Source organism: Mycobacterium sp. P7213 (assembly GCF_900604305.1).
Taxonomy (GTDB): Bacteria; Actinomycetota; Actinomycetes; order Mycobacteriales; family Mycobacteriaceae; genus Mycobacterium.
Map to the genome: position 1 here is coordinate 1 of NZ_UWOA01000025.1, position 24,924 is coordinate 24,924.

Sequence of the window (24,924 nt, forward strand, 5' to 3'; positions counted from 1 at the left end):
TAGCGTCGCGAATTAGCGTCGCGAATCAACCCATCCCGCACCCCGTGCAGCATGTTCACGATGTTGCGAAACGCGGTCTGCATCTGACCCATGGTGTCCATCGAGGTCCGCTCCGCCAGACCACCCCAGCCCGCACCGGAGATGTTGGTCGACGACGCCCACATCCGGCGCGCCTCGTCCTCCACCGTCTGCGCGTGCACATCAAAACGGCCCGCCATCGAACGCATCGCGTCCGGATCAGTCATAAAACGTGTTGCCACTGTTGTCTCCTTTTCTGAAGTTCGTTGTTTCTTATTGATTCTCGTAGTTGACGGTTATTGCCACCGGTTACGTCGGTAACCGACGACCGGCTTTGAACGAATGATTGGTTCCCCTCCCATCAGCCCGTAGCCGGTATGCGGTTGGCTCCTGATTAGCCCGCCGCAGCAGCGTTGGCCGCCTCGGTGGCGGCGTAGGAGGTCGCACTTTGGTTGAGCGTTGCGACAAACATCTCGTGGATCGCGGCGGCCTGCGCGCTGACCTGTTGGTACATCGTCGCGTGCGCGGCGAACTGCGCCGCGGTCAGTGCCGAGACCTCGTCGGCGGCTGCCGGGACCACGCCGGTGGTCGGGGCGGCGGCGGCGGCGTTCTGCGCGTTCAACGCCGAACCGATACCGCTCAAGTTCGCAGCGGCAGCGGACAGCGCTTCCGGCTGCGCGTTCACAAACGACATTCGAGTCCTCCTCCGGGATCGCGGTCAGCAATCTCTCTGCTGACGATCGTAAAGGCTCAAAGTGCCCGGGAGTAGCCACATCGCCGAGTGTTCACCTGCCGATAACAAGTGTTCATCTGGGGTAACAAGCCGGTGGCCGCGAGCCGGCTGTTCGGCCGCCGAAAAGGCTTCAAACTGGAAAAACACAGGGCTGCCATTTCCGGTGCGACCGGCAGCCGCCCTACCCTCCGAAACCAGCGGGCAACACGCCCGGGTTTAAATCCCGGCGCACTTAATTCACCGCCCGCGTCGGGGCCGTGAAAGCGCCAGCAACCACTGTGTCGCTGTTGCTCGCGTCACAGTGGTTGCTGGTCGGGCCGGTCAGCCGGCCGGGGTGGCCGCGCGCTCCTGCGCCGGCGCCCGCCGCAGCTCGGTGGCGGCGACCTGAACGAACACCCCGGTGTCCTCCGCCATCAGCAGGCCACGGCCGCGAGGCAGCGGGCCGCCCTTCATCTTGCCGCGGATGAAGCCTTCGTCCGGGTCGGCGTCCATCACCAACAGTGGTGCGTTGGCCTGGTGCAGAGCCCGCAGCAGCGGGTCGGCACCAGCGGACGACCAACCACCGAACGTGCGGGTGGCGATCACGTGCAGGCCGACGTCGGCCGAGCGGGTGACCCAGGGCGCAGCCTTCTGGAACGGCGAGTCGAAGCCGGGCGGGAACTGCTGGATGTCGTCGATGATCAAGAAGATCTCCGGCCCGCTCCACCAGGTCCGCGACAGCAGCTCCTCGGCCGACAGCCCCGGCGGAGGCTCCCGGTTGGCCAGCGTGGCGGCCAACTCGTTGACCAGCGCAACGGCGCCGTCCAGGTTGTAGGCGAACTTCTCCACGTAGTCCGACCCCAACGTGGTCAGCAACTGCCGGCGCGGGTCGATCAGCCACACCTGGGCCGACGGCCGACCGTCCGGGCTGGGCGCCGGCGCACTGCTGGAACCCGGCGCATAGAGCCGTTCGATCTCGCTCATGATGGTGGCCAGCGTGGTGGTGCGGCCGCATTCGCGACGGCCGGTCACCATCAGGTGGCCGTTCTCGGCGAAGTTCAGGTAGACCGGCTGCAGGTCGAGTTCGGAGATCGCCCAGGCGATACCGCCCGCTCCCACTCCTTCGCGACGGTCGTTGGCCGCGACCGCGCGCACCTCTTCCAGGCCGAACCGCGCCGGCAGACGCCGCACCGGGCGCACCCGGCCGACCGCCACCTGGCTGACCGCGGCCGCCACGCTGTCGGACTCGAACACCTTGTCGCCGGTGTCCTCCATCGCGGGCCGGGCGATCAGGGTGTGCAGACCGGACTGGGGGTCGCTGTCGAGGCGCACGTAGTTGACCGCGACCATGCCGCGTCCGGGCTTCACCGGAACATCCTTGGCGAACCGGGAACGCACCAGCTTGGCATCCTCGACCGCGGCCAGCCGCAGCTCGACCCGGGATCCGAAACCGCTTCGCACCGGCGGGCGCAGCTCCGATTCGCGGTCGGCGGTCACGATCACGTGCACACCGAACGACGGCCCCTGGTTGATGATCTGGTTGACCTGCTCGACGAGCACCTCGTTGTCCTCCGAGAGTGCCCGGTAGTTGTCGACCACCAGATAGACATCGCCGAAACCGTCGTTGGGCACCGCCCCCGGAGCACCTTCGAACTTCCGCCGGCGAAAGACGTCCATCGACGCGACATCGTTCTCCAGGAAGCTGCGCTTGCGGGTCCGCACCAACGCCAGCAGTTCGGCCACCGTGCGGCGCACCCCGTCGGGATCAGTCGGACCACAGACACTGCCCACGTGCGGCAGGCCGGCGACCGTGGTCAGCGAGGTCCCGCTGTAGGCCAGGCAGTAGAACTGAACCTGTTCGGGGGTGTGCGTCAACGCGGCCGCGCAGATCAAGGTCTGCAATGCGGTCGTCTTGCCCGACCCACCGGCGCCCAGGATCAGCACGTTGGCGCCGGGGCCGGAGGTGTCCACCGTCCACGGCGGCTGGTCGTGCTTGAAGGGCCGGTCGATGACACCGATCGGGAACACCAGGTCGCGCCGGGTGCCGTAGTCCTGCTGCCACGGGTGACCCAAGTAGCGGTTCACCAGGCTCTCGACCGTCACCGGCACATCCAGCGGCGGCTGCCACAACCGGTACGGCTCGAAGTCGATCTGACGCAGTTGGTCGATGATGACCGTGCCGACCTTGGGAGTCCGGATGAAGTCCTCTTCCTCGGCCGGCTCGCCGGGCGCGGCTGCCGGCTTGGTGTCGAGCGCTGCCATCTCCTCGGCCGCCTCGATCTCGGGCGTGCTGACGCTGACCTCGAGCGGAGTGAACTCGGTGGTGAACAGTTGCGGCCGGATGTAGTCGACGGCGTGCGTCAACGGCATCTGCTCGTCGTCGAGGATTCCGCCCCGGTGGTAGTCGCGCCACAGGAACTCGGCCTGGAACCGGATGACCTCTTCGCCGCTCTTGCGGAAGTAGCCCAGACCCGCCTTACCCGGCAGGTTCACCGCGTTGGGGACACCGGCCGCCTGCGCGGCTCCGGCGGTCTGCGCCTTGAGCACCAGCCGATAGCCCATGTTCTCCATGAGCTTCTCGGCGCGGCTCTCGATGGTCTGCGAGGCCATCATCAGGTGCACCCAGTAGGCGCGGCCCTGGCGGCCGATCGAGTCCAGCACCTCAACGGCGGTCGGCATGATGCGAAACCACTCGTAGAACTCATCGATCACCACGACCAGCATCGGCAGCGGCGGCAGGCTGTCGTCGCCGCGCGCCCGCATCCGGGACCGGATTTCGTTGTACTCCTTGGCGCCGTCGACACCGGCGTTGTCGCACATGGTCTTTCGTCGGGCGATCTCACCCCACATGGCCTCCAGGAAGCGCTCCATGAGGGCCTGGTCGTCTTCCAGGTCGGTGATGATCCGCGACACGTGCGGCACGCCGGCGAACGGCTTGACCGCCGATCCGCCCTTGAGGTCGGCCAGCACGAACTGCAGCTCGTCCGGCGGGTGAGCCAGCAGCAGCGACTCGATCACCGTGCGCACCAGGGTCGACTTACCGGAACCGGTGGTGCCGGACATGACGCCGTGCGGCCCGTCACCGCCCTCGTCGAGGGATTTCATGTCCAAGAACAGCAGTTCGCCGTTGTCGGAACGGTTTCCGAACGGAATCCGCAGGCGGCCCCGGCTGCCACCGTCACGCCGGCTTGCCCACAGCTCCTCGAAGTTGATCCGCCCGGCGTCCTCGATGCCGTAGTAGGCCATGATGTCGCGCGCACCGATGTGGTGCGTCACCTTCTGACCGATCTCCTCGTAGGCCGCCGCCAGCCGCCAGTGCGCCAACCGCTGCGCGAACTGTTCGGCGTCGGTGGGGCTGACCTGGTCGGCGAGCGCGAAGAACCACTCGTTGTCGTCGATCACCATCCAGGTGTCGCGGTCACGTGGCAGGGCGTTGATGATGCCCTTGTCGTCGAGACGCAGCACCCGCTGTGAGACGACACGCCACTCCGGAGCGCCGGTCAGGTCGAAGAACGTCACCCCGTCGATGCCCTCGGTGGTGTTGACGTACTCCCACTGCGGGTCCAGGCCATCGACGATGATCAGGTGGTGCGGGGTCGGGGTCTCCGCCGACGAGCTCGCGTGGCGCGGCATGAACGATCCACGCCCGGAGAACAGTTCGGCATGTTCGGTGGCGAAGTCCTGCACCGAGCCGTACACCATGCGGGCGTTGCCGGCGGCGTCCTGACGGCGCGGGTCGCCGAAGTGCGGCATCCACTTCACCCAGTCCCACTGCGCCACATCCGACGTCACCACGACCATGCGCAGATGGTCGGGCCCGTGTGAGAAGGCCAGCTGGCAGATGATCGCGCGCATCAACCCGAGCACCTGCTCGCGGTCGCCGACCAGCGAGTACCACGGCTCGACCAGCAGGGAGATCATCTTGGGCAGGTTGTAGACCACGCTCTGGTAGCGACCGAACTCCTGCAGCGCCTTACCGGTCACCGGTTCCAGCTCGATGTCGGTCGGCATGTTCTGCGGCTCGCCCCAGGTGACCTCGGGGCGCGTCATCCCCACCCCGACGCGGGCCAGCCCGAAGTTGAGGTCCTTGCCGTTGGGCTGGCGCTCCCACATCCGTGACGACCCCACCGCGGCGGCCAGGGTGGACGGCGCCGGGTGGTACCACCGGTAGTTGGCGTCCATGCTGTCCGCGGACTCGGCCGCCGACTCACGCAGCCGGTCCAGCATGAGCATGAACTGGGCGCGCATCGCGTCGAGCTTCGGCCGGCTGAGTTGCTGGGCGCCACCGCCGAAACGGCCGCCGAACATCATCATCGCGACACCACCGATCATGAAGATCGGGAAGATCGAGCCGGCACCCAGGAACATCCGGGAGCCGCTGGCCACGGTCATGGCGACCATGCCGACGAGCAGGCCGACCACCAGCACGCCGACCACCACCAACCACCACGGCTTGCCTTCTGGCGGCGGGACGCTCAGCGGCGTCGGCAATACGATGTTCTCCGGCTTGACCACCGGGGCGCGTTCCGGCGTCGGCCGGGCGTATCCACGTTTCACTTGGGCACCGCCAATTCTGCTGGGCTCATATCGGTTGGCAGGGTGTCGTGACGTACCAGCGCATCCTGTCGGGACAGGGTCGGTCCGTGTGCCAGCAGGCGCAACGCCACCGACGGCGCCAGTGCCGGTTCTCCGACCAGGCCCAGCGCCTTGCGCTCGTCATCGCCGGGGATTCCGAATCGCACGCCGGAGGCGGATATCCACCACAACGATTCCCGCGTCGAGGCGTCCGGGTCGTTGCCGGTGATCGCGACGAAGTTGCCGTAGCCGGAACCGAAGTAGACCCGGTCGGCCTGCGGCACGTTGGTGTCGTTGGTCTTCACCAGCGACACCACCCGCTTCATTTGCTTCTGCGACACCGGAATCGTCGGGCCGGACACCACCTGCACCCGGGCCCGGCTGTCACCGGCGGAACGCTCCCACCACCAGCACGTGGAGGGGTTCTCCTTGATGTCGACGACCTGAAGCGGCCCCTCGGGGTATGCCGAGAGGTCCAGTCCGGTGACCACCGGCATCTTCGCCAGGTCCTGCGGCGTCACCACTGCGGGCGCACCGCCTCCGGTGGCGCCGGCGTTCTGCAGAATGCGGGCCACCACCGGCGAGACGGTCTGTACGCCGTTCATGAGCACCACCGAATACTGTTGCGGCCCAGCCAACTGCGGCGTGGTGAACACCATGCCCACCGGTCCGGGAGCATTCGGGAAGGCCGGCGGCTGACCCGCCTCCGGCACGAAGGGGACCGCCAGTTCCGGGCCCACCGGCAAGGCGTCGAACAACGCCTGGCTCATCGGGCGGGCGTGGTCGACCTGCTCGGGGGTCAGCCCCAGCGGCAGCAGCACCGCCCGGTCGGCGGCGTCGATGCGCGAGCGGCGGCCTTGGCGAACCACCCAGGAGTCATTGCCGTAGCGCAGCACCACCGCGTCGGGTCCGTCCAGCACCCGGCGGCGGGAGTTGAGTTCCGGGGCGCCGTCGATCACCGTCACGGTCACCGGCGACGGCGCACCGACGCCCTGGACGTTGGCGACGGTGTCGCAGATCAGCCACGACGATGTCGAGGGCGCCGTGGGCAGGATGTCCGACGGCGCGCCGGGAATTCCGACCAGCGGGCCGTGCGGCTGCTCGGCTATTTGAGTGGAGCGCACCTTGTGCGGGTTGTCGGCCCGGCCCGCGATCAGCCGCGCCGAGGCCAAATTCAGTGCCGGATATATGGTGTCGCCGACCCGCACATACAGGGCGCCGGAATCACGGTCGGCGATGATCGGCGATTCGTTCATCTGGCCCGAGGGACTCAAGAACGACCACAGCAGTGCACCGAGGCAGACGACCGCCGCGGCCGACACGGAAGCCACCACGGCCAGCGACTGGCGCCGGCCGGGCTCTACTTCCATCCGAACCTGCCAGCGCGTCAACGCCATCGCAGTCCGTCGAGCCAGGAACTGGTACCCCGTCATCTGGGTCCGTGTCGACAGCCCAAGGCCGTAACCGGGTCCCCGCTGTTCGTCAGCCACGGCGCGCCCCAACCCCAGCCCGCAGCAATGCCGGATTACGGCGCGGTGCCGGTCCCGTATAGGTCGTCATCTACCCCTGCCTGGTCACAAGTTTCTTCACTGCGCATGCTAGCCGTGTCGCGCTACGACTGCCCGCGGCGCAGATTGCAATCTGATGGCGATGGCGAAACGCACTTCGCCTGTTCTTGCACGAATTATGACCGCGTTAGATGAACGGTCTGTTAAGCGCCAGAGCCGGGTGAGCTCACCTGCGTCGCGCCCAATGGAAAACGGTGGTTTGTCCACCGAAATAATCGCCGCGAACGCCCGATCGGCCCGGTCGGCGAGCCAGGATGGCGCAGGCCGGGGCGCAGCGGCCGTCGGCGACCGCCGTAATCCGCACTTGCGGTACCTGAGTTTCCTGTCAGAAGCCTGCGTATCTGATGTCAGAGTATCGGGTCACGAGGTTTTTCGCGCTACCGTCGATAGGTGACCGCGATTGATGGACAGGGTGCTGGAGGGCAACTCGACCCGCGGGGTCCCGCGACCTCACCAGCAACGAAAGAAACCACCCGGCAAGTCGACTACTCCGCGGACGTCGTGGACGTCGAGTTGGAGCTGGAACAGGGCTACCGGGCAGAGATCCACAAAAACCACAACGAGACCGTCGACGTCGAGACCTACGGCGGCGGTTTCGACCTCAGCCGCCGCGCGGTCGCCCCGCACCTGCGTATCGGCCGCGACAAGTGGTTCAACCTGCTGTGGCTGATTCCGATCGGTTTCGTCGGAATGGTGGCGATGGTCGCGATCGGCAAGGGCATTCGGCACATGCCGGGCATCGAGGACTTCATCACCAGGTATCCCGGCAGCAGCCCGTCCACCGAAGTCGCCGGGGGCCTGCCGGCCTGGGCCGGGTGGACCCACTTCTTCAACCTGTTCATGATGATCTTCATCATCCGCGCCGGCATCCAGATTCTCTGTGACCACCCGCGGCTGTACTTCAGCCGCAACTCCACCCCCGGCAAGGACGAATGGCTGCGGGTGGGGCCGCCGGTCCCGGACGACCCTTACTGGACGGCCAATGCCGACACCGTCGCGCTGCCGGCGCAGTTCGGGCTACCGGGCTTCCGGCATTCGATCGGGCTGGCCCGCTGGTGGCACATGGGCCTGGGGGTGTTGTGGCTGCTCAACGGTGCGGTCTTCTATGTCCTGCTGTTCACCACCGGTCAGTGGCGCCGTATCGTTCCGACCAGCTGGGACATTATTCCGCACGCTGCCTCGGTGATGATCCAGTACGCATCGCTGGACTGGCCGGACGACCACACCTGGACCAACTACAACGCGCTGCAGCTGATCTCCTACTTCGTCACGGTGTTCGTGGCTGCTCCCGCCGCGCTGATCACCGCGCTGGGCATGTCCCCGGCGCTATCACAGCGGCTGGGGCTGATCAGCAAGCACATGCGACTCAACCTGCAGATCGCCCGCTCCCTGCACTTCGTAGTGCTGGTCTATTTCCTGCTGTTCATCCTCGTGCACGTCACCATGGTGTTCGCTACCGACGCCTTCGACAATCTCAACCACATGTTCGCCGCCCGGGGATGTGCGGAAGGCGCGGGCCCGGAATGCCATAGCGCGACGGGCTTCTACGTCTTCTGCGTGGCGGCGGTGGTGTGCACCATCGGCTGGATCGCGGCCACGCCGCTCACCCTGCGCTACCCGCGGGTCGTCCAGAAGATCGGCTATGCCCTCATCGGGCCGTTCCAGCGGGCCCTGGAACATCTGAACCCCGAGCCCGGGACCTTCACCGAGGACGACATCTCGCCGTTCCACTGGCGCAACGGCCGGCTGCCGGAGACCGTCGAGTACAAGGAATACGAGGCAGGAGACTTCAAGGACTGGCGACTCAAGGTCTACGGCCTGGTCGAGAACCCGATGGAGTTCTCGCTGGAGGACCTCAAGGCCCTGCCGTATCACGACCAGATCACCCAGCACATGTGCGTGCAGGCCTGGTCCGGCGTGGCCAAATGGGGCGGCGTGCAGATGTCGACGATCATGGAGATCGTCAAACCGCTTCCGCAGGCCAAGTGGGCGATCTTCTACTCGATGGGCCTGGGCGCCACCGGCGGCATCTTCTACAACGCACACCCGGTCGACCAGATGTGGCACCACATGTCGATGCTGGCCTACAACATGAATGACCAGCCGCTGCCCTACATGCACGGCCGGCCGCTGCGGCTGCGCAACGAGCTGCAGCACGGCTACAAGCTGGTGAAATGGATCAAGGGCATCGAGTTCGTCGAGAGTTATAAGGAGATCGGCAGCGGCCACGGCGGCTACAGCGAAGACCACAAGTTCTTCGGCCGCCATCAGACGATCTGAGCCGATCCCCGGGAGATGAGGGCTGCCGCGGCCTGACAGGAACACCTGTCAGGCCGCGCCGCATCTGCGGGATCAGGACACTGCGCAGCCGCGGTCTGATCTTGTCGATGGCCGGCCCGCCTGATCCACCGCCGCGTCGTAGGGTGACATGAGGCAACTGAACAACGGGGAGAATCCATGCGCAGACGCGGTATCGGAAAGTCAGTCCTGTCGGTGGTAGCGGTGGGGCTCGCCGTGGGTGCGGTGGCGACCGCCTGTGGCGCCTGCGACAGTGATTCCGAGGAAGACACCTACGGTGAGGTCACCCAGGCTCCCGCCGCCCCGATGGCGCCGGTGCCGCCCGCCGACAGCGAGGCCGGCGAGCCCGAACCCGGTCCGACCGCGCTCCCGGACGCCCCGCTCACCAGTGCCGCTCCGGTTGTCGAGCCCACCGCGAAACAGGCTCCGGCCGCCTCGGCGGTACCGCGGGCTCCGTCTGCGCCCGCAGTCCCGGCCATTCCCGCGATTCCGGCGATCCCGGCGATTCCCGCCATCCCGGCGATTCCGGCGATTCCGGCGATCCCCTACCCGTAGCGGTCGCAGCCGCGAGCGATCAGATCCCGGTCCAGGCCGAGTCCAGCTGCTCGGCCACGTCGATGATCTGCGCCTGCTGGGACTGCGGGCTGTCGATCTCGTCTGCCACGTAGTGCGCGATGAAGCGCCGGATCTCCCCGTCGACGCCGGCGAAGATCCGCAGCAGCTCGCCGCGGATGGACGTCGACGACACCTCGACGGTGATGTCCGAGGACCGTGGCTTGGGTACGTCGATGATCAGCAGCAACGGTTCGGCGGCGCGGGCGGTGGCGTGCAGGGCGATGTCGCCGGCCACGGTGAATCGTTGCTTATCCAGACGAAGGTCGATGAGCAGGTCGATCTCCAGCGGAATGTGGATCGCGAACGTCAGCAGATCCCCCAGACCGCGTGCCACCCGCGGCTCCTGAACGCGCACCTTGGCGCTGACCTTGGCGATGCCGCCCGGACCCTGCCGCATGGTGGGCATCTCGAACTCGTCACCGGCGATGACGGCGAACGCAGCTGCCACTCGTTCTTCGGTGACCGCGACCTCGAAGAACTTGCGCCCGAACTCTTCGTAAGTCAGGAAAGTGTGGTTCTGCATAGGTTGATACGGTCTCACGTCCCCGTCGCCGACGGGCGCTGATCGGCCTGCGCGTCGCCGTCTTCGCGTTCCACCACACCACGATCGGTCAAATGCTCGACGAGTGGCAGCACGCCGGCCGCCAAGTGCTCGGCCATCGCGGTACGCGCCAGCGTCTGATCGTGTGCCGCCAGCGCGGCGAGCACCCGCCGATGATCGGCCATCGACCGCTCCGGCCACCCTGCGATCCCCGGGAAAACGGCCTCGGGCGCATACCGGGTTATCTGCGACATCATTTGGGCCAGCTTGGGTGAGGCGGCGGCGACATTGATCGCCCGGTGAAAATCGTGGTTGAGCCGCACGGTGCGCTCTTCGTCGTCGCCGGCGTAGGCCTGCTCCAGCCGGGACTGAATCTCATTGAGCTCGCTCAACTGCTCCTCGGTGATCCCGGCCGCGGCCCGCGCCGCCAGCTCACCGCCCACGAACGCCTGGACCTCGGCGACATCGGCCAGATCACGCTCGGTCACCGGCAACACTACGAACCCGCGATGCGGCAGCTGGTCGAGCAGGCCTTCAGCGCGCAGCTCGAACAGCGCCTCCCGCACCGGAGTGACACTGATGCCCAATTCCGTTGCGAGCTGGTCCAATCGGACGTAGGACCCCGCAGCGTAGCCGCCGTCGAAGATCCGCTGGCGCACGAAGCGAGCGACGGCTTGCGACAACTGCGGCCGGGTGCTGAAGTCGGGAGCAGACATGGCGTCAGATGCGGTAGTCGGCCAGCAGACGTTTGCTGATGATCTGCTTCTGGATCTCGCTGGTGCCCTCGCCGATCAGCAGGAACGGCGCGTCGCGCATCAGGCGCTCGATCTCGTACTCCTTGGAGTAGCCGTAGCCGCCGTGGATCCGGAAGCTCTGCTGGGTGACCTCATTGCAGTACTCGCTGGCCAGGTATTTCGCCATGCCCGCGGCGACGTCGTTGCGTTCGCCGGAATCCTTGAGCCGGGCCGCGTTGACCATCATCAGGTGTGCGGCCTCGACCTTGGTCGCCATCTCGGCCAGCCCGAACGCGACGGCCTGATGCTCGGCGATCGGCTTGCCGAAGGTGTTGCGCTGCTGGGCGTATCGGGCCGCGAGCTCGAACGCGCGGATGCCCACCCCGCAGGCACGTGCGGCGACATTGACCCGGCCGACCTCGATGCCGTCCATCATCTGGTAGAAGCCGCGGCCGGTCTTTCCGCCCAGAATGTCGGCTGAACCGGCGCGATAGTCGTCGAAGATCATCTCGGTGGTGTCGATGCCCTTGTAGCCGAGCTTCTCGAGCTTGCCGGGGATGGTCAGCCCCGGGACGACTTCACCGAATCCGGTGGGCTTTTCGACTAGGAACGCGGTCATGTTGCGGTGCGGGGTGTCGGCCCCTTCGTCGGTGTGGACCAGCACCGCCACCAGGCTCGACGTGGCGCCGTTGGTCAGCCACATCTTCTGGCCGGTGATGAGGTAGTCACCGTCGCCGGTGGGTGTGGCCCGGGTGCGGATGGCCGCGACGTCGGAACCGAGCTCGGGTTCGGACATCGAAAACGCGCCGCGCACATCACCGGTCGCCATCGCCGGCAGGTAGCGCTGTTTCTGCTCGTCGGTGCCGTGCTGGCGCAGCATGTAGGCCACGATGAAATGGGTGTTGATCACCCCGGAGATGCTCATCCAGCCGCGCGCGAGCTCCTCGACGCACAGTGCGTAGGTCAGCAGGGATTCGCCCAGCCCCCCGTAGGCCTCCGGAATCATCAGCCCGAACAGGCCCAGCTGTCGCATCCCGTCGACGATCTGTTGCGGATAGGCGTCGGCGCGTTCCAAGTCGGCAGCGTGCGGAATGACCTCTTTGTCGACGAACGCCCGCACCGCTGCGACGATCTCGGTCTGGCTCTCGGTCAGCCCCAACGTCTGGCACAGTCTGGTCATCTACGCCACTCTCTCGAACACGGCGGCCAAGCCCTGGCCACCTCCGATGCACATGGTTTCCAACCCATAGCGCTGCTGGCGGCGGTGCAGCTCACGCGCCAGCGTTGCCAGCATCCGGCCGCCGGTCGCGCCCACCGGATGCCCCAGCGAGATCCCCGAACCGTGCACGTTGGTCCGGTCGCGGTCGGCCGCACCGAACCGCCACGCCGCCATGACCGCCAGCGCCTGAGCGGCGAACGCCTCATTGAGCTCGATCAGGTCGATGTCGGCGAGGGTGAGACCCGCCTTGGCCAGGGCGACCTCGGTGGCCGGCACCGGGCCGATGCCCATCACGTTGGGCGCGACCCCGGCCAGCCCCCAGGAGACCAGTCGCACCAGCGGGGTCAGGCCCAGCTGCTCGGCCTTGGCCGGGGTGGTCACCACACACATCGAGGCCGCGTCGTTCTGACCGCTGGAATTGCCGGCGGTGACGGTGGCATCCGGATCGCTTTTGCCCAGAACCGGTTTGAGCTTGGCCAGTGACTCGACCGAGGTGTCGGCGCGGGGATGCTCGTCGGTGTCGATCCGCTGCTCGCCGGCGCGGGAGCGCACCGTGACCCCGATGATCTCGTCGGCGAGCACACCGCTGCGCTGGGCCGCCACCGCGCGCTGATGTGAGGTGACCGCGAGCTCGTCCTGCTCGGTGCGGGAGATCTGGTACTGACGACGCAGGTTCTCCGCGGTCTCCAACATGCCACCGGGCACCGGGTGGTACTGCCCGCCCGCGGTGGTCCGGCCGCGTGCCAGGCCGTCGTGCACCCGTACGCCGTCGCGGGCCCCGCCCCAGCGCATGTCGGTGGAGTAGAAGGCCACGTTGCTCATGCTCTCCGCACCGCCGGCGATCACCACCTCATGCGGGCCACTGCCGACCTGCAGGCAGGCCTGGATCACCGCCTGCAGGCCGGATCCGCACCGCCGATCGACCTGCATACCCGGAACCGTCACCGGCAGGCCGGAATCCAGGGCGACCACCCGCCCGATCGCGGGCGCCTCACTACTGGGATAGCAGTGCCCCAGCACCACGTCGTCGATGGCGTCGACGGGCAGGCCGGTGCGCTCCAGCAGTCCGGACAGCGCGGCGACGCCGAGCTCGACGGCGGTCAGCGATTTGAACATCCCGCCGTAGCGGCCGACGGGAGTGCGAACCGGTTCGCAGATCACCGTCTCGCGCAGGCTCATAGGTGTCGACCGCCGGTCACCTCGAGCACGGTGCCCGTCATATAAGAGGACAGGTCGGATGCCAGAAATAGTGCGACGGTCGCGACCTCGTCGGGCTCGCCGGCCCGGCCCATCGGCACCTCGGCGACCTTCGAATCCCAGATCCGCTGCGGCATGGCCTCGGTCATCGCCGAGCGGATCAGCCCCGGCTGGATCGCGTTGACGCGGACACCGAGGTAGGCCAGCTCCTTGCTGGCGGCCTTGGTCATGCCGACGATGCCGGCCTTGGCGGCCGAATAGTTGGTCTGCCCGACCATGCCGACCTTGCCCGATATAGAGGACATGTTGACGATCGCGCCGCGTTTGCGTTCCCGCATGATCGCCGCAGCCGCGCGCAGCCCGTTCCAGGTGCCCTTGAGGTGGACTGCGATCACCTGATCGAAATCGTCTTCGGTCATCTTGCGCATGGTGGCGTCGCGGGTGATGCCGGCGTTGTTGACCATGATGTCCAGACCGCCGAACCGCTCGACGGCGACGGCTACCAGCGCCTCGACGTCGGCGGAGTCCGTGACGTCGGTGCGTGCCGCCACCGCCACGTCGGCGCCCAGCCGCTGCGCCGCGGCCTCGGTCGCGTCCAGGTTCAGATCGCCGAGCACCACCCGGGCGCCCTCGGCGACGAAGCGTTGCGCGATGGCGAAGCCCAGCCCCTGCGCTCCACCGGTGATCACCGCCGTCTGCCCGTTGAGTAATGCCACGCCGAAACCGTCCTCTACATGTCGTGCCCACCCATGGTCCGCAACATCATATTTCATATATGATTTATCGGCCAGTGCCGAAAGGGGCCGAACTATGCCGACCGCATCCGTCGCGTCCGTCGAAGACGACGTCTTCGCCGAAATCCTGTCCCAGACCCGCCGGTTCGTCCGGACCATGGTCGTCCCGCGCGAACAGGAGATCCTCGAGACCGATCAGGTGCCGGACGACCTGCGGCAAGCCGCCAAGGACCTGGGCCTGTTCGGCTACGCGATCCCCCAGGAATGGGGCGGGTTGGGCCTGAATCTGGCCCAGGACGTCGAACTGGCCATGGAACTGGGCTACACCTGCCCGGCGGTCCGGTCGATGTTCGGCACCAACAACGGCATCGCCGGCCAGGTGCTGGTGGGGTTCGGCACCGATGAACAGAAGGAGCGCTGGCTGGCGGCCATCGCCTCCGGGGCGGTCGCATCCTTCGCCCTCACCGAGCCCGGAGCGGGCTCCAATCCCGCGGGCCTGCGCACCAAAGCCGTCCGTGACGGCGACGGGTGGGTGCTCGACGGCCAGAAGCGGTTCATCACCAACGCCCCGCTGGCGGATCTGTTCGTGGTGTTCGCCCGCACCCGGCCCGCCGACGAGCGCGGCGCCGGCATCGCGGTCTTCCTGGTGCCGGCCGATACCGCCGGGGTGGAAGTCGGCGCCAAGGACGCCAAGATGGGCCAGGAGGGCGCCTGGACGGCCGATGTCAGTTTCTCCGGGGTGCGACTGCCCGCCGCCGCTCTGGTCGGGGGGAATGAGGACATCGGTTACCGGGCGGCGATGACCTCGCTGGCCCGCGGCCGCATTCATATTGCCGCGCTGGCGGTGGGAGCCGCGCAGCGCGCACTGGATGAGTCGGTGAACTATGCCGCCACCGCAACGCAGGGCGGCGGCATCATCGGCGACTTCCAGCTGGTGCAGGCGATGCTCGCCGATCAGCAGACCGGAGTGCTGGCCGGCCAGGCGCTGGTCCGCGATGCCGCCCGCAAATGGGTCAGCAACGAAGATCGGCGAATCGCTCCGTCGGTGGCGAAGGTCTTCTGCACCGAGATGGCCGGCAAGGTCGCCGACCTGGCGGTGCAGATCCACGGCGGCAGTGGATACATCCGTGGCGTGCCGGTGGAGCGCATCTACCGCGATGTCCGGCTGCTGCGGCTCTACGAGGGCACCAGTGAGATCCAGCGGCTGATCATCGGGTCGAACCTGATCAAGAACGCGAAGCGGTCACTGTAAGCAGCATCACTTTCTGCCCCGGAAACGACGTGCCGCCGGCACCGCTATTTCCGCCGATTCCGGCGTGAATCGATACCCGCGACGCACCCATTGATCAGGCAATTTCATCCTGATAATGCGAATTTGTGACCTTTGGAGCCAGGCTCAACAAATACCTACGAGCCCTCTACCAGCACTTACGGAAATTAACGGTCATGCTTGCCGGATTTTCCCCGATCTACCTGGCGTTTCTCCGTTGCGACGTTATCTTTGACAACATGAATGTTAAACGTGATGGGTGCCACAGATTTTGGTAAGTGCAGTTATCCATGGTTAATGTGCTCGGTCATGTTTGGTCTAGAAGCTCTGATGGCGCTCATCCAGCAGGTTTCGGGCACCCCGTACATCGTCGGCGGCAACACTCCCGCAGGTACGGATTGCTCGGGTTTGGCCTCGTGGGTGTCCAACGTCGCCAGCGGCCGGCCGGCCTTCAGCGGCCGGTTCCACACTGCCAACGAGGAGTCGGCGCTGCTGGCCCGCGGCTTCAGGTACGGCACCGCGCCCAACGCTCTGGTGGTGGGCTGGAACAGCCACCACACCGCGGTGACCCTGCCTGACGGCACGCCGGTGGCCAGCGGTGAGCCCGGCGGAGTGAAGATCGGTGGCGGCGGCGCCTACCAGCCGCAGTTCACCCACCACATGTACCTGCCCATGGACGAGGCACCGGCCCCCGAAGCGCCGGTGGAGTTCGCCGCCATGGTGGAGCCGGGCCCCGAGCCCGCGGCAGAGCCGATGGGCGTGGAACTGGCCGCAGCGCCGCCGTTCGACGCACCGCCGCCGTTTGAGGCACCGCCGCCGTTCGAGGCTCCCCCGGTCGAGGCGCCGATCGACATGCCGCCCGGCGAGGCGCCGCCGATGGATGCCCTGCCACTCGACGACGCCCCGGCCGAGCCCGGCCCGGAGCCCAGCGACCGCGAGGCGCCGGCTCCGGCCTAGTCTCGTCCGTTCGGGTGCGCTGACGGCGCCGTGGGGCGTCGCGCCAACAGCCACGCCACACCGTCCGCTTCGCCCTCGCCGATCAACTCCAGGCCGGAGAACGCCGTGCGCAGCTCCCCGGGCGCAGCCCGATACCGCCCAGCGGTGCTGCCGACCTGACTCAACGCGGTGATCGCCAGCAGTCCGCCCGGAGCCAGGCGCTGCACCATCGGCGCGTCGAGGCGACTGTCGCGGAACCGGGCGCAGTAAATGACGTCGGCCGGTGGTCCGTCCGGAAGGCCGTCGTCGAGATCGACGACGTCGAATCGGCACCGGTCTTCAACGCCGCTGTGCACGGCGAACGCCCGCGCCTGCTCGACGGCGACGGGCGAGATGTCGCATCCGGCCACCTGCAGGCCACGCTGGGCCAGCCAGACCGCCGCTGCGCCCTGGCCGCAGGCGATGTCGAGCGCGCGGCCGGCCGTCGGAAAAGCGTCCACGAAGGGCGCAAACACCGCAGCGGGCCCGATCGTGTCCGACCCCGGCACGCCGCGGCCGGCGTACTTCGCATCCCAGCGGGTGCGGTCCTCGGCGCTCATGCGATGGACGATACTGCGGGGGTGAGATTACGCCCCTCGATCGCGTTGTTGCTGTTCGTCTTGGGTGGAGTGGCCGGTCTGATCGGCGACCACTCCCATGTGGTCACCGGGACCACCGAATACCTGTCCCCGTCGCAGGCCGTCCCGTTCATCTGGAGCAGTCCGCTTTACTTCCCGATCCTGGTCGGGTCGGCCACCGTTTTCCTGGCGGAGTTGAGACTGCATCTCCCGTCACCGCGGACCGCGGTCACGGTGCGCCAAGGGGTGGCTGGTCTGGCCGCCGTGCTGGGCAGCTACGTCGTCACCGCGATGTTGCATGCCTCGCCGGTGGTTCCCCTCACGACGTTGATCTGCGCGTTCGCCGCGATCACGTTCTGCGCCCTGGGAGATGGTCCGGCGATTGTCTGTGGCGTCCTGATCGCGGCCGTCGGCCCGGTGGTCGAGATCGGTATCGCCGCGCTCGGCCAGTTCCGCTACGTCCCGGGCTCGGACGGGTTGTTCGGGGTCGCGCCGTGGCTGGTGCCGCTGTACTTCGCATTCGGGGTGGTCGCGGCGCTGATCGGCGAGATCGCCGCCGGCGTCAAGCCGCCCGCGCAATAGCCACAACGGGAAGGGACGCGATGGCACCGGTCACCCTCGGCGGCTACCCGGCAAAACGGTGCGCTCGCGTCACCCACAACGAGTTCGCTCCCGGCATCGCCGAGCCTGCGCCGCCGAGCCCGGACTTGGAGGCGCTGCGCAGTGCCGGAATCGAATTCGAGGAAGCTGTCCTCGAGGAACTCCGGTCACGCTACGCGGGTTCTGACCGACTGCTGCTGTTGGACGCCGAGATCGGCGCTACCGAACGCCAGCGACGCACCGTGGCCGCGATGACCGCCGGTGTCGAGGTGATTGCCGGCGGGGCCCTGCCGGATGTCAACGGCCGCAGGGGCCTTCCCGACGTCTTGGTCCGGCACCAGGACGGCTACCTGCCCGTCGACATCAAGAACCACCGCACGCTGGCCCCCGCAAAACGCGCGGAGGTGGAGATCTCGACACTGTCGCAACCTGATCGGCGACTGACCTATTCCGGCCACACCGACCACGGTGCGCGCTGGCGTGACGATGTCATGCAGCTGGCGCACTACACCCGGATGTTGCAGGAGTTGGGTTTTCACTGCGGGGTGAGCCGCGGCGGTATCATCGGCAGCTCCGACCTCACCGCACTGCACGGCGAGAGTCTCGGCATCACCTGGTATGACCTGGATGCCGAGAACATCATCACGTTTTCAGCCAGCGATCCGTCGCATCGCCGATCACGCTCGGCGCTGCAGCGTTATGACCACGAGTTCGGCTTCCGTGTCGAGGTCGCACGGGCCGCGGCGGCCGGACGAGAACTGGTGCGGCCCTACCGCATCGCCGACTGTGGGACGTGTGTCTGGTTCGACTGCTGCGCCGAGGCGGTCGGCGACGATGACGCGTCGTTCGCCATCGAGACCGGACACCTCACGATCCGAGAGTGGCAGTACCTGTATCAACACTGCGGCGATGGCGCGAAGTTGAGCGTTGCACAGTTGGCGGCTGTCGATGTGGACGCGCACCTCGAAGCGTTCCGCGTCCAGTCCGTCGGCACCAAAATGCCGCGAGACCGGCTGGCCAACGCCGTCCGGCGAGCCCGGATGAGTTGCTCCGGAACTGATTTCGAGGCACACGCACCAGGGTCAGCGACTGTTCCTTCCGCCGACATCGAGGTCGACTTTGACATCGAGTGGGATGACCAGGGCCGGATCTATCAGTGGGGCTTACGCATTCGCGACGGCCAGGACGACTCCACAGCCCGCTATCAACCCGTGGTCTCCTTCGATCCGCTCGACGAGGCCGCCGAAGCCGCACTGGCCGCCGAGTTCGGCTCTCGAATGCAGCAGTTGCGCGGTCACGCCGCCCGCGAGGGCAAGTCGCTTCAGGTCTTCCATTGGCACCACCCCGAGGTCAGCAGTACGCGCAGGTTCGCCGAGGTGCAGCAGGCGCTCGACGGTCTCACCTATGACCTGCGGAAATGGTTCGACGCAACGTTCTTCGCCCGCACCTCGTCATCGATCAAACAGGTCGCCGGCTTCTTCGGCTTCCACTGGGAGGTCGACGATCCCGGGGGTCTGGCCTCGCAGGGGGCGATCGAAACCGCCCGGGGCAGCGGCCCGCAGGCCGACGCCGCCCGGCAGTGGTGTCTGAGCTACAACGAGTGCGACGTCGCCGCGCAGGCGGCGATCCGCGACGGGCTGCGCGCCTACCGCCGCTGAGCGGGGTTCAGGCCTGGGTCTTCACCGTCGGGCAGATGTTGGTGCGCGCCGACTCGACCACCTCGCCGGCGGTGGGCTTGGGGATCTGCAGATACACCGAGACCTGTTCGACGATGAGGCTGGTCGGAAGTTTCGGGAACTCCAGGCACGCGGTCCGTCCGGCGGCCAGCCGGCGGGCCTCCGTGCCGGGCGGGAACTTTGCGCGGATGGCGTTGAGATAGGCCATCTCGGCCGGACTGGGGTACGTCGACTGTTGCTGAGTGCACAGCAGGATGTCGGGGCTGTTGCCGCAGTAGTCGGGATCACGCGGATTGAGCGGATCGGCCTGAGCGGATGACGCAGCACCGATCAGCCCGGCCAGCACACCTGCGGCCAGGGCCGCCGCGAGTGCGGTTGATTTCACGTCCAGCGCCTTTCTCCTCGCCGCTGACGCTAGCAGCAACCCGAAGCCGCTCGCGGGGACTTGCCGGGTCTGGCCGGCACCGGCGGAACCGCCTCATCCGCCGCCGCCGTAGCATTGCCGATATGAGTTGGGCAGCCCGGTTCACCGCACCGTTGGCGATCACCGGTGTGGCGATGGGAACGTTGGTCGCCGCAGCGCCGGCGCACGCCGACGAAGCCAGCTTCATGCATTATCTCAACACCCACGGCTACACCGCGCGCTACGGGAATGACGAGCCGATCTCGGAGTCCAGCGTGCGAGCCCTCGGGCACATGATCTGCGAGAACCTGCGGGTAGGGCGAACCGTCGAAATGCAAATGCCGCACTACCCGGCGTGGCCGCAGTTCGCGCTGATCGCCGACGCGGCGCGCCAGGAGTTGTGCCCGGGCGCCTAGCGCTGCCAACGCTGGGTGTCGACCGGTCCCGATGCGGGTAATTCGGTGCCGTGAGGCTTCGTAGAAGCACTACCTTTGGTCCCGGGTTGCGCCGTATCGGTCGAGGCCGAGGCTTTTCCTACGCCGACGGTCACCACCCGGTCGACGATCCGGAGGTCCTCGCCCGGATCAAGGCACTGGCCATCCCACCGGCGTGGCGCAAGGTCTGGATCTGCCCTTATCCCAACGGGCACATCCAGGCCGTCGGAGTAGACGCCGCAGGACGTCGCCAGTATCTGTACCACCCGCAGTGGCAGGCCGAACGTTCCGAAGAGAAATTCGACCGGGCGCTGACCCTGGCCAAGCTGCTGCCGGACTGGCGCGCCGAGGTGCTCGCCGACCTGCGCGGTCGCGGCCTGAAACGCGATCGGGTGCTCGCCGTCGCCCAGCAACTCATCGACCGGGGTTACTTCCGGGCCGGTGGCGAGGAGTACGCCCAGGAGAACGGCAGCTTCGGGCTGGCCACCTTGCTGCGCGATCACGTCACGCTGCGCACCGGCTGCGTGGACTTCGACTATCCGGCCAAAAGCGGTGTACGGCGGACGGTTTCGGTCGACGATCCGCTGGTGGTGCGTGCGGTTCGCGCACTGTTGCGCGCGCCGACCGACCTGCCCCGGCTGCTGGTTTACCGCACCTCCGACGGCTGGTGCGAAGTGCGCGCCGACGACCTCAACGAGCGGTTCCGGGAGCTGACCGATGAACAGTTCAGCGTCAAGGACCTGCGGACCTGGCATGGCACCGTGCTGGCGGCCGAGAGCTTCGCCGCCGCGTGCGAGCCGACCTCGAAAACCGTTCGCCGTCGCGAAGTCGCCGCCGTGATGCGCTACGTCGCCGAGGAACTCGGCAATACCCCGGCAGTCGCCCGCAGCTCCTACGTGGATCCGCGCGTCGTGCAGGCCTATGAACAGGGCATCACCATCCGCTCGGCGCTGGACCGGGCCCGGGGCCGTCGCAAGGACGCAGCGCGCCGACTCGCGGCCGAAGCCGCCACCGCTCGGATGATCAGACGAATCGACCGAGCAGGAAGGTAGCGCCCGATCTGCCGCGGTTGGCACCAATTCGCACCTGCACCGCAGAGCGCCGGTCCTGCGACTTCCAAGGTCAAGTAGCTACAGTGCTCTGGGTGGACGGACGAAAGATTGCCAGGGTCTGCGGTCGCAGCCTGGCCATTCTGACGTCGCTGGCCGTCTCGGCCGCCCTCATCTACGCCCAGAGCAGCCACGATGCGGCGCCCAAGCCCACCGAGACTGCCGTGGCGGCGCCGTCGGCTTCGTCGACACCGCCCCCTCCGACCGCCGGCGGGATGCGCATCGCCAATCCCGCCGAGGCCGCGGCGCTGGCGGCGAGCGTGCCGATGCCCACCGAAGGCCAGCAATTCACCTTCCCGCTGCCCCCCGGGGTGGCGCCGGAGAACGGACTCCAGGTCAAGACCATTTGGGCGGCCCGCACAATCGGTGTGCTGTTTCAGGAGATCAAGACCATCTACGGGTATCGCCAGGACCCGTTGAGGTGGCATCCCGACGGGCTGGCCATCGACGTGATGATTCCGGATTACCACAGCGAGGCGGGGATTCTGCTCGGCGACCAGATCGCCGGCTACGCGCTGGCCAACGCCCAGCGGTGGGGCGTCAACCACGTGATCTGGCGCCAGAAGATCTACCCGGGCGTCGGCGGGGGCAACTGGACATCGGATTACGGCAACGAAACCGCCAACCATTACGACCATGTGCACATCGCTACCAACGGTGGCGGCTACCCCGCCGGGCAGGAGACCTACTACATCTCCTCGATGACGCCAGCGCCGACGGATTGAGCCGTCGCATCCGCCGACGTGTCGAACATGTGTTCTAATACGTGGTGAGCTTGCCCGCCGCCGCGGGCGACGAATGCGCAAGGAGGTCGCCACGATTATGACTGCACCCACGTTCGCCCCCGAAGCCCCGGCCCTCACCGACGACAGCGTCGGGATGGGTTCGTTCGCCGCTGCGACGCCCGCCCCCGAGCCCGTCGCCGCCGTCATCGAGGCTCCCGAAATCAAGGAGCCGGTCAAGAAGTCGGCTGGCAAGAAAGCCAAGACGCTCGAGCTGACCCTGACCGTGACCGGTACCGCCGACGGCGAGTGGCACGCCGAGATCAAGCAGGGCAGCAGCTATCTGGTGCGCAACCTCGCCGTCGCGGCGGCCGCGGTGTCGCGGGCCGCCAAGGAACTGCACGCGGATCTGTTCGCACCGATCGAGGCGCTGATGGACGAGGCCCGCTCGCAGCACGCCGCGCGGGTGGCCGCTCTGGAAGCCGAGCTCGAAGCCGCGCGGAAAGCCTTGGCAGACTTGGACTGAAGCCTTCGTTCACCGGCGTGCCAGCCAACCCAGGAACTCGTCGACGGTGAACACCGGTTTCCCGTAGTCCTGGGCTTTGCGGGCCTTTCCCGACTGCGTGCCCGCTTCGGCGATGACCAACACCTCACATCGCGTCTTGGTCACCAAACGCACCGGCGCCAGCCCGGCTGAGGCAGCCAGCCGCTCTATCTCGTCGCGTTCCAGCACCCGGCCGTGGCCGTCGACCGCGGTTCCGGTGAAGCAGACGCGGGCGCCGGGAGCCAGGACCGCGTCGATGTCATCGGCTGGCGACGGCGGGCGGGTCAGCCCGGCCGCTGAGTCGTCGGCGCCCAGCGCGCGCAGTGCGTCGCCCAGCCGCGCCGACACCTCCTCCGGGAGTCGGGTGCGGGTGGCCGCGAGCAGCAGTTGATCGGCGGCGGCCTGGCGTGCCGCCTGTTCCCAGTTGGTCTCCCCCGCCACCGACGCCTGATCGACAGGCTTGACGCCCAGCAGGATCGCTCCGAGGGTTCGGCTGATCCGCAGCAGCGCCGACAGCGCCGGAAGGTGCTCTGCCGTCGGGGTGGTGACGTCCGGATCGCGGCTGAGCAGGATTCCCGAGAGGGCGTCGGTTTCGTCGGGTTCGTCGAACGGCGATGAGCCGGAATCGACGTCGACGGCGTCGAGTCTGTCCAGCGTGGCCCTGGCGCGCTGCAGTGCCGTGTCGCCGGCGATGCTGGTGCCCCGCAGGTCGATACCCAGCGGCATCGGGGTCACCTGTCCCAGTCGCTTGAGCTCGAAGTCGATCAGCCCCAGCGTCTCATCGACGTTGACGCCCACCGGCGTGCATCCGGCCAGCATCGGCGCGATCACCGCCCAGGCCTCCCGCAACGTGGGCGCCAGCAGCACGTCGGCCACCCCGATCCGATAGGCCTGGCGCGCATCGGCCAGGTCCCGCTGCGGATTGATCAGCGTCGATATCGCCGTCCCATCGTCGAACGCCACCGCCAACTCCACCGGGCGGGGTCGCGACATCCGTCCCTCGTCGCCCACCGTGAGCAGACCGATCGCGCAGTAGCGGCGCGCCCGGTCGCGCTCGGCCGAGGCGCGCAGGAATCGGGCGATCCGGCGATCTACTTTCAGATCTTTCGGCAACACAGGGCGTTTGAGCACGAGCCCGGCCAGCGAGGTGCACCGGCTCAACGCCACGTAGAGCTGGCCGGTGGAGAACATGCCGCCGGACAGGTCCACCACCAGTCGTTCCAGGGTCTGGCCTTGGCTCTTGTGAATGGTGATCGCCCAGGCCAGTTTGAACGGCAACTGGGTGAAGGTGCCGACGACGTCGCGGCGCAAGGCGCCGCCCTCGATCACCGGGCGGGTCGCCTCCCAGGTGAACGGGGTGACGTCGGCGATGTCGCCGTGGGGGAACTCGATTTCGACCACGGCGCCGTGGCGGTCGTAGCCCACTCCCACCACGCGGCCGATCGAACCGTTGACCCAGCGTTCGGCCTGATCGTTGTTGAGCATCATCACCTGGGCGCCGATCTTGAAGCGCAACTCCTCATCCAGCGGCTTGTCGAACAGCGACAGGTCGCCGGATTCGGTGGCGCGGTGCACCATTTCCTCACCCGGCAACCGCTCCAGCTGCTGGCGATTACGCGCGGTGACCAGCCGGTTGGTGGGCGCCAACGTCAGCCACAGTTCGTGGTCGGGCGGCACGAAGCCGGGATCCACCCGGGCGTCCAAGTGCGCCCTCGCATGGCCGAGCAGCACGCCTTCCCGAATCTCGTTGAGGATCGCGGTCATCCGGTCATCGCCGAGCTGGCGGAACACCGTCGTCAGTGAGACGCTCGGGAACTCCGCCCGGCGAAACGTGTTCGCCGAGAAGAAATACGGGGTGTCATAGGTCGTCGAGAAGTAGTGTTGCTCGCCCTCGGTGACCACCGGCGGCAGCTGGTAGAGGTCGCCCACCAACACCACCTGAACCCCGCCGAACGCAGTTCCCGGCTCCGGCCCGAAGCGCTGCAGCGCTGCGGCGATCATGTCGAACACGTCGGCACGCACCATCGACGCCTCGTCGATGATCAGCGTCTGCAGTTTGGCCAGCGTCTTGGTGAAGCGCCCGGGCCGGTAGTCGCCGCCGGCGACATCGGACAGCGTTGTGGTGGGCCGGAATCCGAACAGCCGGTGGATGGTGTGGCCGTCGACGTTGAGGGCGGCGATCCCGGTCGGGGCGACCACCACGACCTTGCGATCGGTGGCGGCCATGAAGTGGCGGATGAGCGTCGATTTGCCCGTGCCGGCCTTGCCGGTCAGAAACAGGTTGCGGCCCGCTGCCAGCAGCCCCAATGCGGCACGGAACTCCTCGGTCAGCACGACGGTGTTGCTGGCGGCCACCACTGAAGCCACCCTACTGGCGTGATTCGGGCTATCGTGACCAGATG

Annotated in this window: 22 protein-coding genes; 10 read left to right on the forward strand and 12 right to left on the reverse strand. The window is 67.3% G+C overall.

Going from position 1 to position 24,924, the window contains the following annotated elements:
* From EJK91_RS11365 to eccB, 4 genes are all read right to left on the reverse strand, one after another.
* Positions 1-260: WXG100 family type VII secretion target (locus EJK91_RS11365; protein WP_164517939.1), on the reverse strand; the 260-nt coding region annotated here is incomplete at its 3' end.
* 152 nt (positions 261-412) lie between these two features.
* Entirely contained in the window at positions 413-712 is a 300-nt protein-coding gene (locus EJK91_RS11370) for a PE family protein (RefSeq protein WP_024442076.1), read from the reverse strand.
* Between the two features lie 360 nt (positions 713-1,072).
* Positions 1,073-5,287 (reverse strand): type VII secretion protein EccC, encoded by a 4,215-nt coding sequence (locus EJK91_RS11375; protein WP_024442075.1) that lies wholly within the window; start codon positions 5,285-5,287, stop codon positions 1,073-1,075.
* Positions 5,284-6,795 (reverse strand): type VII secretion protein EccB, encoded by a 1,512-nt coding sequence (gene eccB / locus EJK91_RS11380; protein ID WP_024442074.1) that lies wholly within the window; start codon positions 6,793-6,795, stop codon positions 5,284-5,286. The genes EJK91_RS11375 and eccB overlap by 4 nt, the downstream gene beginning before the upstream one ends.
* Positions 6,796-7,386: 591 nt before the next feature.
* Here eccB and EJK91_RS11385 point away from each other — a divergent pair.
* A complete protein-coding gene (locus tag EJK91_RS11385) occupies positions 7,387-9,153 on the forward strand; it encodes a molybdopterin-dependent oxidoreductase (protein ID WP_036457671.1) in 1,767 nt (588 codons plus the stop codon).
* A gap of 177 nt (positions 9,154-9,330) precedes the next feature.
* Complete coding sequence (locus EJK91_RS11390) at positions 9,331-9,726, forward strand: hypothetical protein (protein ID WP_125078980.1); 396 nt, start codon at positions 9,331-9,333, stop codon at positions 9,724-9,726.
* 19 nt (positions 9,727-9,745) lie between these two features.
* On the opposite strand, the gene EJK91_RS11395 is transcribed toward EJK91_RS11390, so the two are convergent.
* Genes EJK91_RS11395 through fabG form a run of 5 tightly spaced genes read right to left on the reverse strand, consistent with a single transcriptional unit; the run spans position 9,746 to position 14,193 of the window.
* On the reverse strand, positions 9,746-10,309 hold the full coding sequence (locus EJK91_RS11395) for a hypothetical protein (RefSeq protein WP_024442071.1): 564 nt from the start codon (positions 10,307-10,309) through the stop codon (positions 9,746-9,748).
* A 14-nt stretch (positions 10,310-10,323) separates the two neighbouring features.
* Entirely contained in the window at positions 10,324-11,043 is a 720-nt protein-coding gene (locus EJK91_RS11400; RefSeq protein ID WP_024442070.1) for a GntR family transcriptional regulator, read from the reverse strand.
* 4 nt (positions 11,044-11,047) lie between these two features.
* The gene (locus EJK91_RS11405; RefSeq protein WP_024442069.1) at positions 11,048-12,241 is read right to left on the reverse strand and encodes an acyl-CoA dehydrogenase family protein; all 1,194 of its coding nucleotides are present in this window, start codon (positions 12,239-12,241) and stop codon (positions 11,048-11,050) included.
* A complete protein-coding gene (locus tag EJK91_RS11410; RefSeq protein WP_125078981.1) occupies positions 12,242-13,459 on the reverse strand; it encodes an acetyl-CoA C-acetyltransferase in 1,218 nt (405 codons plus the stop codon). It abuts the gene before it with no gap.
* Positions 13,456-14,193 (reverse strand): 3-oxoacyl-ACP reductase FabG, encoded by a 738-nt coding sequence (fabG, locus tag EJK91_RS11415; protein ID WP_024442067.1) that lies wholly within the window; start codon positions 14,191-14,193, stop codon positions 13,456-13,458. Before fabG ends, EJK91_RS11410 begins: the two co-directional genes overlap by 4 nt.
* A gap of 94 nt (positions 14,194-14,287) precedes the next feature.
* Here fabG and EJK91_RS11420 point away from each other — a divergent pair, with 94 nt between their 5' ends.
* Positions 14,288-15,463 carry an acyl-CoA dehydrogenase family protein gene (locus tag EJK91_RS11420; RefSeq protein ID WP_024442066.1) on the forward strand — a complete coding sequence of 392 codons (1,176 nt, stop codon included), beginning with the start codon at positions 14,288-14,290 and terminating at the stop codon, positions 15,461-15,463.
* Between the two features lie 327 nt (positions 15,464-15,790).
* Positions 15,791-16,438 (forward strand): peptidoglycan endopeptidase, encoded by a 648-nt coding sequence (locus EJK91_RS22385; protein ID WP_125078982.1) that lies wholly within the window; start codon positions 15,791-15,793, stop codon positions 16,436-16,438.
* Here the strand turns inward: EJK91_RS22385 and EJK91_RS11430 are convergent.
* Complete coding sequence (locus tag EJK91_RS11430; RefSeq protein ID WP_125078983.1) at positions 16,435-17,016, reverse strand: class I SAM-dependent methyltransferase; 582 nt, start codon at positions 17,014-17,016, stop codon at positions 16,435-16,437. The genes EJK91_RS22385 and EJK91_RS11430 overlap by 4 nt on opposite strands.
* 21 nt (positions 17,017-17,037) lie before the next feature.
* Here EJK91_RS11430 and EJK91_RS11435 point away from each other — a divergent pair, with 21 nt between their 5' ends.
* Both EJK91_RS11435 and EJK91_RS11440 read left to right on the forward strand, forming a co-directional pair.
* Entirely contained in the window at positions 17,038-17,616 is a 579-nt protein-coding gene (locus EJK91_RS11435) for a diacylglycerol-binding protein (protein ID WP_239651212.1), read from the forward strand.
* A 20-nt stretch (positions 17,617-17,636) separates the two neighbouring features.
* The gene (locus EJK91_RS11440) at positions 17,637-19,292 is read left to right on the forward strand and encodes a ribonuclease H-like domain-containing protein (RefSeq protein WP_125078984.1); all 1,656 of its coding nucleotides are present in this window, start codon (positions 17,637-17,639) and stop codon (positions 19,290-19,292) included.
* A gap of 7 nt (positions 19,293-19,299) precedes the next feature.
* Here the strand turns inward: EJK91_RS11440 and EJK91_RS11445 are convergent, their stop codons facing one another.
* A complete protein-coding gene (locus tag EJK91_RS11445) occupies positions 19,300-19,695 on the reverse strand; it encodes a hypothetical protein (protein WP_125078985.1) in 396 nt (131 codons plus the stop codon).
* A 122-nt stretch (positions 19,696-19,817) separates the two neighbouring features.
* Between EJK91_RS11445 and EJK91_RS11450 the strand changes: the two genes are divergently transcribed.
* From EJK91_RS11450 to EJK91_RS11465, 4 genes are all read left to right on the forward strand, one after another.
* A complete protein-coding gene (locus EJK91_RS11450; protein WP_125078986.1) occupies positions 19,818-20,129 on the forward strand; it encodes a DUF732 domain-containing protein in 312 nt (103 codons plus the stop codon).
* Positions 20,130-20,179: 50 nt separating this feature from the next.
* Complete coding sequence (locus EJK91_RS11455) at positions 20,180-21,199, forward strand: DNA topoisomerase IB (protein ID WP_125078987.1); 1,020 nt, start codon at positions 20,180-20,182, stop codon at positions 21,197-21,199.
* 92 nt (positions 21,200-21,291) lie between these two features.
* Positions 21,292-21,981, forward strand: a complete 690-nt coding sequence (locus tag EJK91_RS11460; RefSeq protein ID WP_231384136.1) for a glycoside hydrolase — start codon at positions 21,292-21,294, stop codon at positions 21,979-21,981.
* A 97-nt stretch (positions 21,982-22,078) separates the two neighbouring features.
* On the forward strand, positions 22,079-22,504 hold the full coding sequence (locus EJK91_RS11465; protein WP_241178680.1) for a DUF6319 family protein: 426 nt from the start codon (positions 22,079-22,081) through the stop codon (positions 22,502-22,504).
* A 9-nt stretch (positions 22,505-22,513) separates the two neighbouring features.
* Here EJK91_RS11465 and EJK91_RS11470 read toward each other — a convergent pair whose 3' ends face one another.
* Positions 22,514-24,880, reverse strand: coding sequence for an AAA family ATPase (locus EJK91_RS11470; RefSeq protein WP_125078988.1), 2,367 nt, complete (start codon positions 24,878-24,880; stop codon positions 22,514-22,516).
* Positions 24,881-24,924: the final 44 nt, after the last annotated feature.